The following is a 16,154-nucleotide window of genomic DNA, read 5'->3' as shown; positions in this document are numbered from 1 at the left end:
CGTGCTTAAATCCCCTGATTACCAAGGGCGTGCCACACAAAGCTTTTGATTTGTACCCTACGCTCCTCCAAAAAAGCATTCATTGCTTCGTCGCTACGTTTTTCTTTGGCTTTGATGTAATTATGCGCCAAGTAAGCCATTGAACATAAGCCATATATATGGAGCATTAGGTGTTCACCCGTTATGTCCGACTGTACCGTTCCTTGCTGTTTTGCCTCCTCTAGCAACCGATTCAGCACCTTTGGAAGTTCATCCGACTGACCCATAGCCATGAAATACGCAATTTCGGGCGATTCGTTAAAAATGTTGACCACAAAAGTCGGCAAGCCAGGCTTTAACGCACAAACATCACACAACAAATCAATCAAACCGTTCACCATTTCTTTCAGGTCGCGGGGCTGGGTCAAAACCCCTTGGGCATGTTCGAGGACAACCCCAACCGACCGCTTGAGCACTTCCTGAAAAAGTTCTTCTTTGGAATTGAAATAGTAGTGCATCATCGTCCGACTGATACCCGCTTCTTCGGCAATGAGCGAGGTTCGCGCCCCTTTAAAACCGTTGGCGTGAAACACTTTCTCGGCAGCCGCTAGTATGCGGTCTTTGGTATCGTGGTCGATTTTTGGCATTTACCTTTTTTTTTCTCGACAAAATTGTTTATAAAAATATTTACTTCCAATTTTTTACCCAAAAAATATTTTTTCTCCCCGTGCTGAGGGTGGCGTATCCCGTGCTGAGGGTTGCTCACAACCCGATTTTAACGTGTCAAGGGTTGCTTACAACCCGCCCTCACGCGCCAAAGGTTAACCAGAAAAAGCCCTAAAACTCAATGCGCCAATTCAAAATCGGCACTAGGCCCAATTGGGTATCAAACTGCAAGCTTTTGGTGGAAGTATCGTAAAATGGTTGGTATAAATTGAGCCGATTGAAGACATTTTGAACGTCCAGCGAAATCGTTGACGTGGTTTTACGGCGGTTTTTGGTAAAACTTACCCGCGTGTCAAAACGAAAATAACTGGGCAATTGCTCTTCGTAAGAGCGCTCATAGACCCTGACGGTCGTATTACGTTTTTGAGATTGGGACAAATCAATCGGGACATAACGATTACCGCCCGCCCATAGGCTTCGGATGTTGACGGCCAACGTATTGGTTTTCATCTCCCCCATTTTCCATTCTTTGCCCAAAAGAATATTCTGCACAAAATTGCCATTAAAACGGCTATTGCGCTCAATGCCGTCGCGGGCAGTGTATTTGGATTGGTACAACGACGATGTGAGAATAAAGTAAAAGCCATTTGTCAAAAACTTCTCCAGCGTAAAGTCTATGCCATAATTCCGCCCTGTGCCTTTGCTTACCAACGAATCGGTGAGGTAGCCATCCATCAAATTGAGCATGGATTCGGTTTGTAAAAAAATGGTTTTGGCGTAGGCTGTTCCAATGGCAACGTCAAAATGACGCTGGTAATACGTTTCAACTTGCCATCTCCAATCTTCGCGCGGGCGAAACTCATACCCCAACACAAAATGTGCTGACTTCATCAAACCCAAGTTTTTATTGGCTTGGGTAGTCGCCCCATTGGTGGTTTTAACTTCTGCAAAATAAGTCGAAAGCGCTTCGATTCGGCTGTGTACGCCCATCCCAGCCGTCAAGGCGTGGCGGGGCAAAACATTCCAACGAAATCCCACCCGAGGTTCAACCGAAGCTTGACCATTGATTCCCAGCCGAGTCGCATGAAGCCCTGAAGTCAGGGTAAAAGTGGGTGAAGCACGAAATTTCCATTGACCGTACGCCTGAACAAGTGAGGTTTCTCCGCGTTGGTTGACCGTCGTACTAAAACGGGGGCCATCAATGGTCTGGTTGAGCAAAACAAACCTCAAATCACTCATAATCAGCCCCACGCGAAGTGAATGCTGCGCGCTAATTTTATGATTCCATTGCAACGAAAGGCGGTAGGCTTGGTTCGTAAAATCTTCCTCTCGAACGTAAATTTGTTGCAAACGAGTCGCATCGTACGTTTGCCGATTGGCCGCCCAACTAACGGAAGCATCTAGGTACGATTGGTTAGATAAAAAGTGCGTATAGTTCAACCCAACTACCGCGCGGTCAGAATGAAACGCATCGTTTTGGGTGGTACGGCGGCGAATCTGACGGCTCAGTCCACCCATTCCCCACAGCGATAAAGTACTATTTTTAGAAGTGGGGAAAAAGAACTTAAATGCCCCATCCTGAAAATCTGGCGCCGCATCTCCAATAATCTCAATACCCGCCCGCTTAATCATTTCGAGGGTCGAGTAGCGATAATTCACCAAGTAAGAAGATTTCCCCGACGGCTTAAAAGGGCCTTCGGCGGCAATATCCGCTCCCAGCACCCCTACCTGCACCGAGTATTCGCGTTTTTCGTGGTTTCCTTTGCGTAGCTTTAAATCAAAAACCCCTGAAGTAGCATTTCCGTATTCGGCTGGAAACGCCCCCGTAAAAAAGTCGGAGTTGCTCAACATATTGACACTCAAGGCACTAATTCCTCCTCCCGTTGCCCCTTCTTCGGCAAAATGATTTGGGTTGGGAATTTCTACACCTTCCATCCGCCACAATACACCTTTGGGGCTATTTCCTCTGATAATAAGCGCATTGCTTTGTTCATTATTATTGGCTACTCCTGCATAAGTAAGCGCCATACGCGCAGGGTCATTGATAGCTGCCGCATAGCGTTTGACTTGTTCTACCGAAAACGACCGTGCTGAAACTGTGGCCATTTCGTTAAGCGCAGTTCCGTTTTGTGGTGAAGCTTTTACCGTGACCGTTTCCAATTGTTGGAGCGATTCGGTTAGCCGAATAGTGAGGTCAATTTCCTTTCCCGCCCCCACAACGAGCTCTTGAATGAGGCCATTTTCGTACCCTAAAAAGGTAACTTTCAACGTATGACGCCCCAGGGGTACGCCTTTAATTTTGAAAAGGCCATTTGCGTCGGTTTGCCCTCCTAGCAGCGGCTGTGTGGTCAAAATAGCCACACTTGCCCCCGCCAAAGGCTGTCGAGATTCCGCGTCAATTACTTGTCCTTTAATGGTTTGGGTGAACGACTGCCCACGGGTATTGAGGTGCCAACTTATCAGCAACCCAAAAATCCCCATTAGTGTGCGAAGCTTCCCAAACATCTACTCTAACGATAGTGTAAGCGTGTTACGTTACAAATGCGCAAGTACCTCTTTCAGCGCCGAAAACTCCTTAAAATTGGCGTGTTCAATGCGGTGCTCGATTTGCTCAAACGCCCAAGTCGTATGAAACGGCACGTGAAATCCGTGTCCTCCCATGGTCAAAACTGGCAATACATCCGATTTGAGGGAATTCCCAATCATGACAAATTCTTCGGGCGCAATGTCTAGGTGTTTGATGAGCTTTCGGTAATCGGCCTCCCGTTTTTCACTCATGATTTCGATGTGGTGAAAATAGTGCTCCAAGCCCGATTTTTTCAGCTTTCGTTCTTGGTCTAGCAAGTCGCCTTTGGTAGCCACCACCAGCCGATAGCGCCCCGAAAGCGTCTGCAATACTTCTTCCACATCATCCAGCAACTCAATCGGTTTTTCCAACATTTCTTTGCCGAGCGAAATTATTTTTTCGATTACCTCCAGACTAATTGTTTTCTCCGATACCGTTATCGCCGTCTCAATCATGCTCAAAATGAAGCTTTTAACCCCATATCCATACAGCGGCAAATTCTGAATTTGCATTCGATACAACTCTTGAGAAACTGTGTGGTGCGGCAGATAATCTTCCAAAAGGGCACAGAGTTTTCTTTCTGTTTCGTAAAAAAAAGGCTCATTTACCCACAATGTATCATCCGCGTCAAACGCAACAACTTTTATGCTCATTTACGTATTTTTTTGCAAAAATACACAACCATTAGATATTCCACCAATACGTCAGCTTGAGCACCAACGCTCGATTTTTAACCATGAGGTTTTCGGGCAAATAATTGTCAGTATAAACGATAAACAAATCAGATGCAGGCTGATAGCGCCACTGCAAACGCGTATTTAGGTTGACATTATCTGCTTGATTGTTGTACTGCACAAAAGTCGTCCAGAAAAGATTGTTGCGGAATGTCACATCCACCCGTGGCCCTAACAACAACAACTCCACAGGTTTTTGCAAATAAGGTACCTTGATGATGTTGTAGTCCACCGAAAATTTGGTAGCCACGTACGGCTGAAAACGATAGCCCAGCGTCGTTCTTAAATTGAGGCGAGTTCCATCGGCATAAAAGCCACCATAGCGCGTGGCAAACGAATACGTAAATCTGTTTCGTGGGCTTGACGTAAACTCTGTTCCAAAAGAATTCCAATAATGCTTCGTCCCTGCGGCCAATTTTTCACGGCCAGTGTTGGTTGGGTCAAAAGGCGCCAGAAGTTGCACGTAATTTGTAGCAACCCAAGCCATTCCTATCGCACGGTTGCGAAAATTGAAATTATAGGCCATAAACGTCTCATTATCTGTCAAACGGCCTGATTTGTTCCAAAACAAAGTTGACTGTAGCAAAGGCCCGTGACTGATTAATAGCGGGGAGTTTACAAAAAACAAATACCCCACGTTCGGCGCCATCATCTGATACCCACGACGGGCGGCATTGGGGACATAACCTACTTCGGCATTGTAATTTTCTCCCACATATTCCTGGCGCCATTGCCAAAAGAAATTGGCTTTGTTGTAATTCAAAATGCTTGCAATAGCTACGTCATTGCCCGAAACGTTTGGACTGAATGACTTCAAAACGGTGGCTTTCCCCGTCCAGATATTATTGGCCGAGGCTAAGTTAAACTCCGCTCCTACGTTTCGATTGAACGCTGATGCGCCTTTATGAACACTTTCATCAAGGTTTAACGACTGTTTATTCACCATCAGCAAGCCTACGTTCGAGCGAGCAAACACCTTTCGTTGCAAAGCCACCACCGCGAAGTTTTGGGCGGGCGTTGCACCGTCCTCTTTGGTTTGCGTGTCCAACACACCAATTCGCCAATTTTTATCCAATTTCCCACTCAAACGTGCGCCAAATAACAAAGGCACCCCTAACCCTATCCGACGCGAAAAGAAAGGCCGCAACGTGGCAAAACCAAAGTTAGCGAACAAATCCGCGTTTTCGAGGAAAAACTGACGACGTTCGGGGAAAAACAACTCAAAACGGTCGAGGTTGGTTTGTTGTACGTCCACTTCTACTTGAGAGAAGTCAGGATTTACAGTCAAGTCTAAGTTGAGTGACGAATTGAGGGCAATTTTAGCATCACCCCCGATGTTTGGTTTAATATCAGCAGGCGTTTTGGCCAGTTGATTTTTAGAAATACTCGTCAAGGCGTAAGGAATCAAAGAGATATTTTTTCCAGCAGGTGGCAAAGGCTTATCCCACACCAATACCCCAGCATACCCTAAGTTGGCCGACTGAAACTGACGCGGAACGGGCGCCCAAGCCGATTTTTCGTTGGTCGCCAAGTCCAAACGACTGCCGTTAATACCCCAGCGCAAGTTATCGGGGCGATAGCGAATGGTTTTAAACGGAATAGCAGCCTCCCACACGTAGCGGTCTTCATAGTTCCGCGTTACACAATGCCATTTATTGTCCCAGTTGAGGTTAATAAACGTTCCATCAGCTTCCTGTCCGTCCCAAATCGCCCCTGCGGCACTTGCCCCAAACGAATAGCCATTGGTGAGGTCTTCAAACGTATCAAGCACCACAAAAAAATTATCGTTGAGCCCAAAATTAAAGTCCCGTTTTAGTGATTCAACCACAAAAGAACCTTTTACGGCCTTGTAGCAAACCGCAATGATGTACAAATTGTGCTGATCGTAGCAAAGACGCATTTCGGTTTTGTTGCGCGCTAGGCTCGTGTCCATGGGAGTCACCATGTGAAAATCTTTCGCCAGCTCTGTCTGCTGCCAAGCGGCATCATTTTCTAAGCCATCAATTTTAATAGCCCCTTTGGCTTCAAAAATGTGGTATTGAAATTTTTCGTTTTTCTTTTGGGCAAACGTAAGAAGAGAAGTGCAGCAAAGCAGTAAGCACAAAAACCGATACATGATCTGAAATTTGGATAGATAGGTTGAAATCAACAAAAAGCGTGCGGCTTAATGGAAACCATCAAGCCGCACAAAATGAAAAAATAAAATGCTGAGATTTTTACTCGTCTTACTGATAAGCCTCTGCCACTTGGCGTTGCGTCCCGAGCCCGTCGATGCCTAGTTCGACAACATCGCCCGCTTTGAGGTATCTTGGCGGCTTAAAGCCCAGCCCTACCCCAAACGGCGTTCCTGTTGAGATAACATCGCCAGGAAGCAAGGTCATAAATTGGCTTAGATAGCTTACCAAGGTTGGAATTTTAAACACCATATCATCGGTATTTGAGTCTTGCAACATCTCATCATTCACTTTCAACCAAAGGCGAAGTGTGTGAGGATCAGCGATTTCATCTTTGGTTGCCATGAAAGGCCCAAGCGGGGCAAAAGTATCATTGCTTTTACCTTTTACCCATTGACCACTGCGCTCAAGTTGAAACTCACGCTCCGAATAATCGTTGTGTAAGATATAACCCGCTACATAATCCATGGCATTGGCTTCATCCACGTAGCTGGCTTTTTTACCAATCACGAAGGCCAACTCTACTTCCCAGTCTGTTTTGACAGAATTACGCGGAATAATTACGTTATCGTTTGGACCGCACAAAGCGGAAGTTGATTTAAAGAAGATAACGGGTTCTTTTGGCACATCCATCCCCGACTCTGCCGCGTGTTTGGCATAGTTCAAGCCGATGCAAACAATTTTTGAAGGGCGCGCGATGGCCGAACCAAGGCGAACATCCTCCGAAACCTCAGGGCAAGTATCTGCATGAATGGTGAGCCAATCGGCCAAGCGAGAAAGGCCATCGGTGGCAAAAAATGCCTCGTTAAAATCTTCGCCAAACGCTGCTACGTTTACTTTACGGCCATCCGACAAAATAACTCCCGGTTGCTCTTGTTCAAATGCGCCAAAACGAAATAGTTTCATTATGGAAGTGGAAATAAATGAGTGATGATTGATTAACTTTCAATACTACGAATTTATAAGCATTTCGTACCAAGAATCTAACCACAAATCGGAGTCGCAAAAAAAAGTTAAAAATATTTTCAACTTTAACTCACTCACTGTCTGATATTTAAAAAATATTTTAAAAATATTTTCACATCAGCACTTGCGTCGTATTGTCAAACCACGTACTTTTGCACCACGATTTCAGAACAACGCAGACAACGAAACGAAAAAAGTTGAAAGCAGTAATGAAAAAGTAGGATTCCGTAGCTCAGTTGGTAGAGCAATACACTTTTAATGTATGGGTCCTGGGTTCGAGTCCCAGCGGGATCACAAAAACAAAAAAAAGCCTCAAAACGCACTGTTTTGAGGCTTTTTTTTAGCGCCCGCCTTGGTACAATACCTTCTTTTTTTCTTCCAAAGTATATACACCTTTCCATTGCGTTAGAAGATAATTGCCATTGCCCCAAGTTCCTGCACCGTTGTCTTTGAGTGGCGACAAAATAATGGAACTATCTGCCAGTGTTGGCAAAAACAATTCGACATCTCCTGCATTTTCTTGGGCTTCTTCAGCAAAAACAACAAAGGCCGACACCGTCTGATTTAAGGTCGTATCTTGAGGGTTAAGGCGAACACCTTGCTCAAATAATCGTACACAATTTTTTTTTACCGACGACCAAGTATAGCCTGCCGATCCTTTGCAACCGTGTTTGTCGAGATCACCGCCAACAATCGGCACCTCCGCTACTTTGGTTGTATCATTTTGGGTACTTTCACCTTGCTGCGTTTGGCACGCACCTAAACCCATGAGTAGCGCCCAACAAATTGTCTTCTTCATTTTTCTTTTTGTTTTAATAAGCAAATTAGGTTCTCCCTAGCGAAGTGGTAAAAAAAATAAATCTTCTTGATTTCAGGGTATAGAATCAAGAAAATATCATTTTTACCTAGTAATAGTAAAAATAACCATATTCTAACTACTAAGTAAATCAATGAAGAAAGTACTACTATCGTTGGTCGCCTGTTGGCTGATACTTGACGCAACAGCCCAGACAAAAATTACGCTCAATAGTGACTTGGCCAAAACTCAAATCAATAAACACATTTACGGGCATTTTGCCGAACACCTTGGGCGTTGTATTTATGGCGGTATTTATGTAGGCGAAGGAAACACAAAAATTCCTAACACAGCAGGGGTTCGTAACGACGTCATTCAAGCTTTAAAAGACCTCAAAATCCCCAACCTTCGCTGGCCTGGGGGGTGTTTTGCAGATACCTACCAATGGAAAGATGGTATTGGCCCAAAAGAAAAACGCCCAAAAATGGTCAACGTTTGGTGGGGAGGCGTAACAGAGGACAATAGCTTTGGGACACACGATTTCCTCGACCTTTGCGAGCGTATAGGGGCTGAGCCCTATTTGGCTGGTAATGTAGGGAGCGGAACAGTCAAAGACTTGGTCGATTGGGTGGCTTATGTTAATCACCCAGGCGGTAGCCCAATGGCCGAACTTCGTAAACAAAATGGCCGTGAAAAGCCTTGGAATGTTCAGCTCTGGGGAGTCGGAAACGAAGCCTGGGGCTGCGGTGGAAATATGACAGCTGAATATTATGCGAATATTTACCGCCAATACGCCACTTTTATGGCCGACTGGAATAACACTGGTAAACTGTATCGGATTGCCTCAGGAGCAAGTGACGGCGATTATCAATGGACAGAAACGTTGATGAAAAACATTCCTCATACCATGCTTTCGGGCGTTGCGTTGCACCACTATTCTGTCATTAGCTGGAATGACAAAGGTCCTTCGGTTAATTTCAATGAGCAGGAGTATTTTAAGATCATGGATGAGGCTTGGAAAATGGAAGAGTTTGTGACACGACATAGTACCATCATGGACAAATACGACCCCGAGAAAAAAGTGGCCTTGATTGTCGATGAATGGGGCGGCTGGTACAGCGTAGAACCAGGCACTAATCCTGGGTTTTTGTACCAACAAAATACCATGCGCGACGCGATGATTGCAGGGCTAACGCTCAACATCTTCAATAATCACGCTGATCGCGTTCGGGGAGCCAACCTCGCCCAAATCGTCAACGTGCTTCAATCGGTTATTTTAACCAATGAAGAGAAAATGCTACTCACCCCAACGTACCACGTGATGAAAATGTATAACGTTCACCAAGATGCGCTGCTGGTACCTATCAGCATTGAATCACCATCTTACGAGTTTCAAGGAAAAAAGCTGACGGCAGTTTCTGCTTCTGCTTCAAAAAATGCCACTGGCGCCTTGACAATCTCACTGACAAATATTGATTACAGCAAGCCTCACGAAGTAAGCATCAACCTACGAGGTGACGAGTTTTCAAAAGTATCAGGTCAGATACTGGCTTCTGCTAAAATCAATGATTTCAATAGTTTTGAACAACCCAACAAAATCACAGTAAAAGAATTTGCAGGTGCGAAACTCGACAAAGGAGTGTTAAAACTTACGATTCCTGCTTATAGCGTCATTACGCTGACACTCAAGAAATAATTTTTTGTAGTTAAATCAAGTTAAAGTCCCCATCAGCATCGCTCATGGGGACTTTTGTGTTATATAACAGGGCATCTAATGATGCCCTATTATGATATATTACTTACCCTTATCTATTAAATATTGTCAATTGAATTGCTATCTCTATTGAGTTAAAACAGACTGACAGCAACCTACTTCCTTACTTTTTTTATCGTGAAAGGCACACATATTGCTTTGGTAGGACAGCAGTCTCCTTCAAAGAAAATAAATGAACAACACCCTGCCGTTGGACAGGTAACATTGGTCGCTGTAAAGCGATAAGTACCTGCTTGGGTCACTTGAAGAACGGAGGTAGTTGCATTCGGAATAGGTTGGTTGTCTTTGTACCATTGAATGTTAGTATAACCGTTCGGGATTGAAAGTTCAAAGACTTGTCCAGCACAAATAGGAGCAGGTACCGTCACACAAGTTCGGTCGAAGTCATCTTCGGTTTCTACACTATTGTTGGGACTAGAATCGATGTCACCTTGGTCTGCTTTAGACACTTCTGCGGTAAAATACTGCACTCCAGTCTGTGTTACTTGGACTCCAATAGACAACGTTACTGTTTGGCCTACTGCGATATTCCCAATAGTCCACGTGCCCGTACCTGAATTATACGTACCAGTAGCCGTCGCAAATGTCTGGAAGCTCATACCAGCGGGTAAAATGTTTTTTACTTCTACACCTGAAGCAGGATTTTGCCCTTCATTGGTGACACTCACAGTCAAAGTAATGTTTGCATTTAAGCCTGGTTGCTGATTACTGGTGGCCACCGTCAATGCCAAGTCAATCGGTGGATTACAACTGGCGTCAGGCCCCAATTTATCTACGAACTGCTCTAAAGGAATTACGTTTCCACTAATAGCCTGCCCAGAGCGTGAGTAAAAACTACAAGCGGTATTGAGTGAGGCTAACGCTCTAGATGCTGCCACAAATGGATCCGTTTTTGCTAAAATTCCTACTGGCCCCTGGCAAGCATTTCCCCTAAAGGTAAAAAGTGAAACGGGCGTACCGTTGGCAAAAGAACCATAATTTACTTCAGTGGGAGTTTTGCCAATAACATAATATAGGTAGTTCGGATCTAAATTGGCCGAAGCAAACACGGCTTGATTCCCGAGCTTCAAAGGGCTTTTTTCCCAAGTCCCCCGTATATCTGTAATGTTCTGAATCACAAAGTCTTTAGGAACTTTCAACGAAACTTGTGCTGTCGCGCCAAACTCATTGGCATCACCGTTATTGGTATTTGGTGTAGCATACCTAGGCACTACCCAAGCCGTATAAGTCTGACTAGAAGCATCGTAAGTCAATTGGTAATTGACTTGATTTGTCGAGAGTTGTTGCGCTACTACGGGGACAAAGCAATGAACCCAAATAAGCCCAACCCAAGCGAGTGTAAATAATCCGTTTTTCATTGTAGTCTGTGTTTATTGCGTTGAATTTTTTAGACTATCCAGGGGCATTACGCCCCTGGATATATCCATGCTTATTTAGGTAACTGTTCCTGAATGATAAAGAAGTTTTGTTTGAGCGAGTTACCATTATGGTTGTTTATGACGTTTTGATAGATGTACTCTACGTCATTGGTTGTCCCTTGGAAAATCACTTCTCCGTCCATATTGATATCACCCGTGTAGTATCCTGCCAAAATGTAGAAAGGCAAAAAGAACGGATTCCCAGTTGCGGCAATCACCTGCTGATAAATGACATTGACGTCATTGTCTGTACCTTGATAAATTATTTGACCATCATAAAGGGCATTTCCTGCCCAAAGGGCTTTCCCCTGAGCTACATTCACTTGTGATTGGTGTATCGGTGAATTAGCCAAAACATAAGTAGGTGTGGTTGCCGAACGAAAATCAATCGTAGAAACGACCTGCGTTAATGGCAGCGCAGTTTGCGACATAACCCCCAAGTGATTTCGGTGACGAACCGATACAAAATAGTCGGCAGGTGCAATTGTGTTGAAGGTAATTGGCGACGTTCCATCAACTTCTACAATGTCACCATCGCGTTGCAGTAACGCCGAACGACTATCGACCACAATTGTTGAGTCATCGGCGTCGCGCAGCTCAACAAAAACCCAATCCACAATGGCATTGGCTCCTGTAACGCTCAGAACCGTGTTTGAGGTAATGGTATCGGCAGCTGTTACAGGGTTCCAAGCTACGTATGGCGATTTTCTAGGAATTAGGTTTTTCACCCGCAAATCATCACGCATTAGGTTGCCAGAAAATACCCCGAATAAAGACCCCTGCAAATAGACTTTAGGCAAAAGCGTAAGCTTTCCAGGAGGCACAATCGTAATAGGGGTTGGATCTGAGTTGTTTTTTGGATCCTTGTCAAAATCTGGATCAGGTTCATTCCCGAGTTGAGATTGGTCTTCAACAGTCTGCCCCAGAGGGCTCTGACCAGTAGCGTAGGCAATGTTGGAATAAGTCACGCCTACCAATATATTAGGGCTAACGCGCACAGTGAGGGTAATGCTTCCGCTGTCACTGATGGCCAAACCATTGCCAGGCAGCAACAGCTGCGTATTACTTGCAGTGCCAGTGTAGGCAGGATTGACCGTGAATTTGGTACTGCTCACTCCAAGCACATTGGTTGAGGCTGGACTTGGGAAGGTTTTAGAAAGCGTGTCAAAAACCTGAACGTTACTAAGTGGAACATCCCCTACGTTTTTTACCTTGATGTTGAAAGTCACGTCGAAGGTATAGTTAAGGTTATCAACAAACGAGACAACCTCTTTTGCAATACCAATTTTAGGATTCTGGTTTAGTGGTACAATAGTTGGGTCATTGGTAGGGTCAGAATCTGGATCGGCAGGGGTATCTACCAACTCATCCCCGCTGTCAGAAACATCTGTCACCTCTGGGCCAATTGGTGGTGTACCTGTAACGATAGCGGTGTTTTTAACTTCGCCTGCGTTAAGGTCTGCCTGAGTGATCGTATAAGTGGCGGAAGCTGTACCTGTTGCGTTTGGAGCAAGGGTACTTGGTGAGACAGGCAGGTTGTTCAGGCTAAGTTTTACATCATCGATGGAAAGATTTGTAAGGGTGACATTACCTGTGTTGGTGACCGTAAAAGTGTAGGTTATTACATCACCTACAGCACCTGTCCCTCCCAAAGCAGCCAATTTCACTAATCTTAATTTCGGAGCTGGGGTAACTACCAACACTGTCGGGTCATTGGTGGGGTCAGTATCGGTTGTTCCGTTCAACTTTGGCGATTCGGTCACGTCGGGGTTGGTGATGGCTACGGCGTTGTTGTCCGTTCCTGCATCTGATACATCAGTGACAGGCGTGGCGGCGTTGCCATTGGGTAAATTCGGGGGCGTTCCCGTCACTGTCGCTGTATTCTCAATTCCTCCCGCGTTGACATCCGCTTGTGTGATGGTGTAAGTGGCAGTAGCTGTACCTACTCCTCCTGGCAATAACGTGGCAGGACTCACCGCTGCGTTGCTCAAACTGAGTTTTGCATCAGTCAAAGACACCCCTGTGAGCGTCACATTGCCCGTGTTGGTAACGGTGAAAGTATAGTTGATGACATCACCTACTCCACGGCCCGTAGCACCGTTGTCGGTGATGGAGGCAATGCTTTTGATTAACTTAATGGAAGGCACTGGGGTAATCAGCAACACAGTTGGGTCATTCGTTGGATTGGTATCAGTTGTTCCGTTCAACTTTGGCGATTCGGTCACGTCGGGGTTGGTGATGGCCACGGCGTTGTTGTCCGTTCCTGCATCTGATACATCAGTGACAGGCGTGGCGGCATTGCCGTTGGGCAAATTCGGGGGCGTTCCCGTCACTGTCGCTGTATTCTCAATTCCTCCCGCGTTGACATCCGCTTGTGTGATGGTGTAAGTGGCAGTAGCTGTACCTACTCCTCCTGGCAATAACGTGGCAGGACTCACCGCTGCGTTGCTCAAACTGAGTTTTGCATCAGTCAAAGACACCCCTGTGAGCGTCACATTGCCCGTGTTGGTAACGGTGAAAGTATAGTTGATGACATCACCTACTCCGCGGCCCGTAGCACCGTTGTCGGTGATGGAGGCAATGCTTTTGATTAACTTAATGGAAGGCGCTGGGGTAATCAACAACACAGTTGGGTCATTCGTTGGATCGGTATCGGTTGTTCCGTTCAACTTTGGCGATTCGGTCACGTCTGGGGTGGTGATGGCCACGGCGTTGTTGTCCGTTCCTGCATCTGATACATCAGTGACAGGCGTGGCGGCATTGCCATTGGGCAAATTCGGGGGCGTTCCCGTCACTGTCGCTGTATTCTCAATTCCTCCCGCGTTGACATCCGCTTGTGTGATGGTGTAAGTGGCAGTAGCTGTACCTACTCCTCCTGGCAATAACGTGGCAGGACTCACCGCTGCGTTGCTCAAACTGAGTTTTGCATCGGTCAAAGACACCCCTGTGAGCGTCACATTGCCCGTGTTGGTAACGGTGAAAGTATAGTTGATGACATCACCTACTCCACGGCCTGTTGCACCGTTGTCGGTGATGGAGGCAATGCTTTTGATTAACTTAATTGAAGGCACTGGGGCAATCAGCAACACAGTCGGGTCATTCGTTGGATTGGTATCGGTTGTTCCGTTGAGCTTTGGCGATTCGGTCACGTCTGGGGTGGTGATGGCCACGGCGTTGTTGTCCGTTCCTGCATCTGACACATCAGTAACAGGTGTGGCGGCGTTGCCGTTGGGCAAATTCGGGGGCGTTCCCGTCACTGTCGCTGTATTCTCAATTCCTCCCGCGTTGACATCCGCTTGTGTGATGGTGTAAGTGGCAGTAGCTGTACCTACTCCTCCTGGCAATAACGTGGCAGGACTCACCGCTGCGTTGCTCAAACTGAGTTTTGCATCAGTCAAAGACACCCCTGTGAGCGTCACATTGCCCGTGTTGGTAACGGTGAAAGTATAGTTGATGACATCACCTACTCCACGGCCTGTTGCACCGTTGTCGGTGATGGAGGCAATGCTTTTGATTAACTTAATTGAAGGTGCTGGGGTAATCAACAACACAGTTGGGTCATTGGTTGGATTGGTATCAGTTGTTCCGTTGAGCTTTGGCGATTCGGTCACGTCAGGGGTGGTGATGGCCACGGCGTTGTTGTCCGTTCCTGCATCTGATACATCAGTGACAGGCGTGGCGGCATTGCCATTGGGCAAATTCGGGGGCGTTCCCGTCACTGTCGCTGTATTCTCAATTCCTCCCGCGTTGACATCCGCTTGTGTGATGGTGTAAGTGGCAGTAGCTGTACCTACTCCTCCTGGCAATAACGTGGCAGGACTCACCGCTGCGTTGCTCAAACTGAGTTTTGCATCGGTCAAAGACACCCCTGTGAGCGTCACATTGCCCGTGTTGGTAACGGTGAAAGTATAGTTGATGACATCACCTACTCCACGGCCCGTAGCACCGTTGTCAGTGATGGAGGCAATGCTTTTGATTAACTTAATTGAAGGTGCTGGGGTAATCAGCAACACAGTCGGGTCATTCGTCGGATCGGCATCAGTTGTTCCATTGAGCTTTGGCGATTCGGTCACGTCTGGGTTGGTGATAGCCACGGCGTTGTTGTCCGTGCCTGCATCCGATACATCAGTGACGGTTGAAAGAGGCCCACTTGAGGGTGTTCCCGTCACTGTCGCTGTATTTTCAATTCCTCCCGCGTTGACATCCGCTTGTGTGATGGTGTAAGTGGCAGTAGCTGTCCCTACTCCACCTGGCAATAACGTGGCAGGACTCACCGCTACGTTGCTCAAACTGAGTTTTGCATCGGTCAAAGTAACCGCCGAGAGTGACACGTTACCCGTATTGGTGACAGTAAAAGTATAATTGATGACATCACCAACTCCGCGACCCGTAGCGCCGTTGTCGGTGATAGAGCCAATGCTTTTGATTAACTTAATTGAAGGCGCACTACAATCAGCGTCAGGGCCTAACTTGTCCACGAACTGCTCTAAAGGTATCACGTTCCCACTTGTAGCTTGTCCCGAACGTGAATAAAAACTACAGGCTGTATTATAGGATGCTAAGCTTCTGGCTGCGGCCACAAAAGGGTCTGTTTTCGCTAAAATTCCTACCGCACCATAACAGGCATTGCCTTGAAAGGTAAAAAGTGAAACAGGTGTGCCGCTACTAAAAGGGCCATAGTTGACTTCCGTTGAGGTTTTACCAATCACATAATAAAGATAATTTGGATCTAATCCTGCAGTTGCAAATGATGGCTGATTCCCGATTTTTACTGGGCTTTTTTCCCAAGTCCCCCTTATATCAGTGATATTTTGGATGACAAAGTCTTTGGGAACTTTCAAAGATACCTGCGCTGTTGCCCCAAGCTCATTGGCTTCGGGATTGTTTGGGTTGGGCGTATTATACTGTGGTACGACCCAAACCGTATAAACCTGAGTGGTGGGATTATATGTCAATTGGTAATTGACTTGGTTTGTTGAGAGATCTTGCGCTATTGCAGGAATAATTCCTAAAATCCACGCAAACCCACACCAAAGGAGATTATATAATTGTTTTTTCATGGGGGTAAGACTATTAAGTAG

At 46.1% G+C, this 16,154-nt stretch carries 9 protein-coding genes and 1 tRNA gene; 2 read left to right on the top strand and 8 right to left on the bottom strand.

Annotated features, from left to right (window positions below; translation table 11 throughout):
* Window positions 1-5: 5 nt before the first annotated feature.
* The 5 genes from AC23P2_RS24010 to AC23P2_RS23990 all read right to left on the bottom strand — a co-directional run bounded on the left by AC23P2_RS24010 (window position 6) and on the right by AC23P2_RS23990 (window position 7,025).
* On the bottom strand, window positions 6-626 hold the full coding sequence (locus AC23P2_RS24010; protein ID WP_487775556.1) for a TetR/AcrR family transcriptional regulator: 621 nt from the start codon (window positions 624-626) through the stop codon (window positions 6-8).
* Window positions 627-816: 190 nt separating this feature from the next.
* On the bottom strand, window positions 817-3,150 hold the full coding sequence (locus AC23P2_RS24005; RefSeq protein ID WP_487775555.1) for a TonB-dependent receptor: 2,334 nt from the start codon (window positions 3,148-3,150) through the stop codon (window positions 817-819).
* 30 nt (window positions 3,151-3,180) lie between these two features.
* A complete protein-coding gene (locus AC23P2_RS24000; protein ID WP_487775554.1) occupies window positions 3,181-3,864 on the bottom strand; it encodes an HAD family hydrolase in 684 nt (227 codons plus the stop codon).
* A gap of 31 nt (window positions 3,865-3,895) precedes the next feature.
* Complete coding sequence (locus AC23P2_RS23995; protein WP_487775553.1) at window positions 3,896-6,061, bottom strand: DUF5916 domain-containing protein; 2,166 nt, start codon at window positions 6,059-6,061, stop codon at window positions 3,896-3,898.
* Between the two features lie 109 nt (window positions 6,062-6,170).
* Window positions 6,171-7,025 carry a fumarylacetoacetate hydrolase family protein gene (locus AC23P2_RS23990; protein WP_487775552.1) on the bottom strand — a complete coding sequence of 285 codons (855 nt, stop codon included), beginning with the start codon at window positions 7,023-7,025 and terminating at the stop codon, window positions 6,171-6,173.
* A gap of 281 nt (window positions 7,026-7,306) precedes the next feature.
* On the opposite strand from AC23P2_RS23990, the gene AC23P2_RS23985 reads away from it, so the two are divergent.
* Window positions 7,307-7,379, top strand: a tRNA-Lys gene (locus AC23P2_RS23985).
* A 46-nt stretch (window positions 7,380-7,425) separates the two neighbouring features.
* Here the strand turns inward: AC23P2_RS23985 and AC23P2_RS23980 are convergent.
* Complete coding sequence (locus AC23P2_RS23980; protein ID WP_487775551.1) at window positions 7,426-7,884, bottom strand: hypothetical protein; 459 nt, start codon at window positions 7,882-7,884, stop codon at window positions 7,426-7,428.
* A gap of 151 nt (window positions 7,885-8,035) precedes the next feature.
* On the opposite strand from AC23P2_RS23980, the gene AC23P2_RS23975 reads away from it, so the two are divergent.
* A complete protein-coding gene (locus tag AC23P2_RS23975; protein WP_487775550.1) occupies window positions 8,036-9,577 on the top strand; it encodes an alpha-N-arabinofuranosidase in 1,542 nt (513 codons plus the stop codon).
* Between the two features lie 173 nt (window positions 9,578-9,750).
* On the opposite strand, the gene AC23P2_RS23970 is transcribed toward AC23P2_RS23975, so the two are convergent.
* Together AC23P2_RS23970 and AC23P2_RS23965 are read right to left on the bottom strand one after the other, a co-directional pair.
* Entirely contained in the window at window positions 9,751-11,013 is a 1,263-nt protein-coding gene (locus tag AC23P2_RS23970; RefSeq protein WP_487775549.1) for a DUF11 domain-containing protein, read from the bottom strand.
* Between the two features lie 71 nt (window positions 11,014-11,084).
* Window positions 11,085-16,133, bottom strand: a complete 5,049-nt coding sequence (locus AC23P2_RS23965; protein WP_487775548.1) for a beta strand repeat-containing protein — start codon at window positions 16,131-16,133, stop codon at window positions 11,085-11,087.
* Window positions 16,134-16,154: the final 21 nt, after the last annotated feature.

The organism is Runella sp. R0.1_18 (genome assembly GCF_057652155.1).
The sequence above is the reverse complement of the archived record's forward strand: the minus strand, read 5'-3'. Positions and strand labels throughout refer to the sequence as shown.

Bases quoted from the DNA above. Each gene is read 5' to 3' on its own strand.
- AC23P2_RS23995 (WP_487775553.1), bottom strand. From the start codon at position 6,061: ATGTATCGGTTTTTGTGCTTACTGCTTTGCTGCACTTCTCTTCTTACG.
- AC23P2_RS24000 (WP_487775554.1), bottom strand. From the start codon at position 3,864: ATGAGCATAAAAGTTGTTGCGTTTGACGCGGATGATACATTGTGGGTA.
- AC23P2_RS23970 (WP_487775549.1), bottom strand. From the start codon at position 11,013: ATGAAAAACGGATTATTTACACTCGCTTGGGTTGGGCTTATTTGGGTT.
- AC23P2_RS23965 (WP_487775548.1), bottom strand. From the start codon at position 16,133: ATGAAAAAACAATTATATAATCTCCTTTGGTGTGGGTTTGCGTGGATT.
- AC23P2_RS23975 (WP_487775550.1), top strand. From the start codon at position 8,036: ATGAAGAAAGTACTACTATCGTTGGTCGCCTGTTGGCTGATACTTGAC.
- AC23P2_RS23980 (WP_487775551.1), bottom strand. From the start codon at position 7,884: ATGAAGAAGACAATTTGTTGGGCGCTACTCATGGGTTTAGGTGCGTGC.
- AC23P2_RS24005 (WP_487775555.1), bottom strand. From the start codon at position 3,150: ATGTTTGGGAAGCTTCGCACACTAATGGGGATTTTTGGGTTGCTGATA.
- AC23P2_RS24010 (WP_487775556.1), bottom strand. From the start codon at position 626: ATGCCAAAAATCGACCACGATACCAAAGACCGCATACTAGCGGCTGCC.
- AC23P2_RS23990 (WP_487775552.1), bottom strand. From the start codon at position 7,025: ATGAAACTATTTCGTTTTGGCGCATTTGAACAAGAGCAACCGGGAGTT.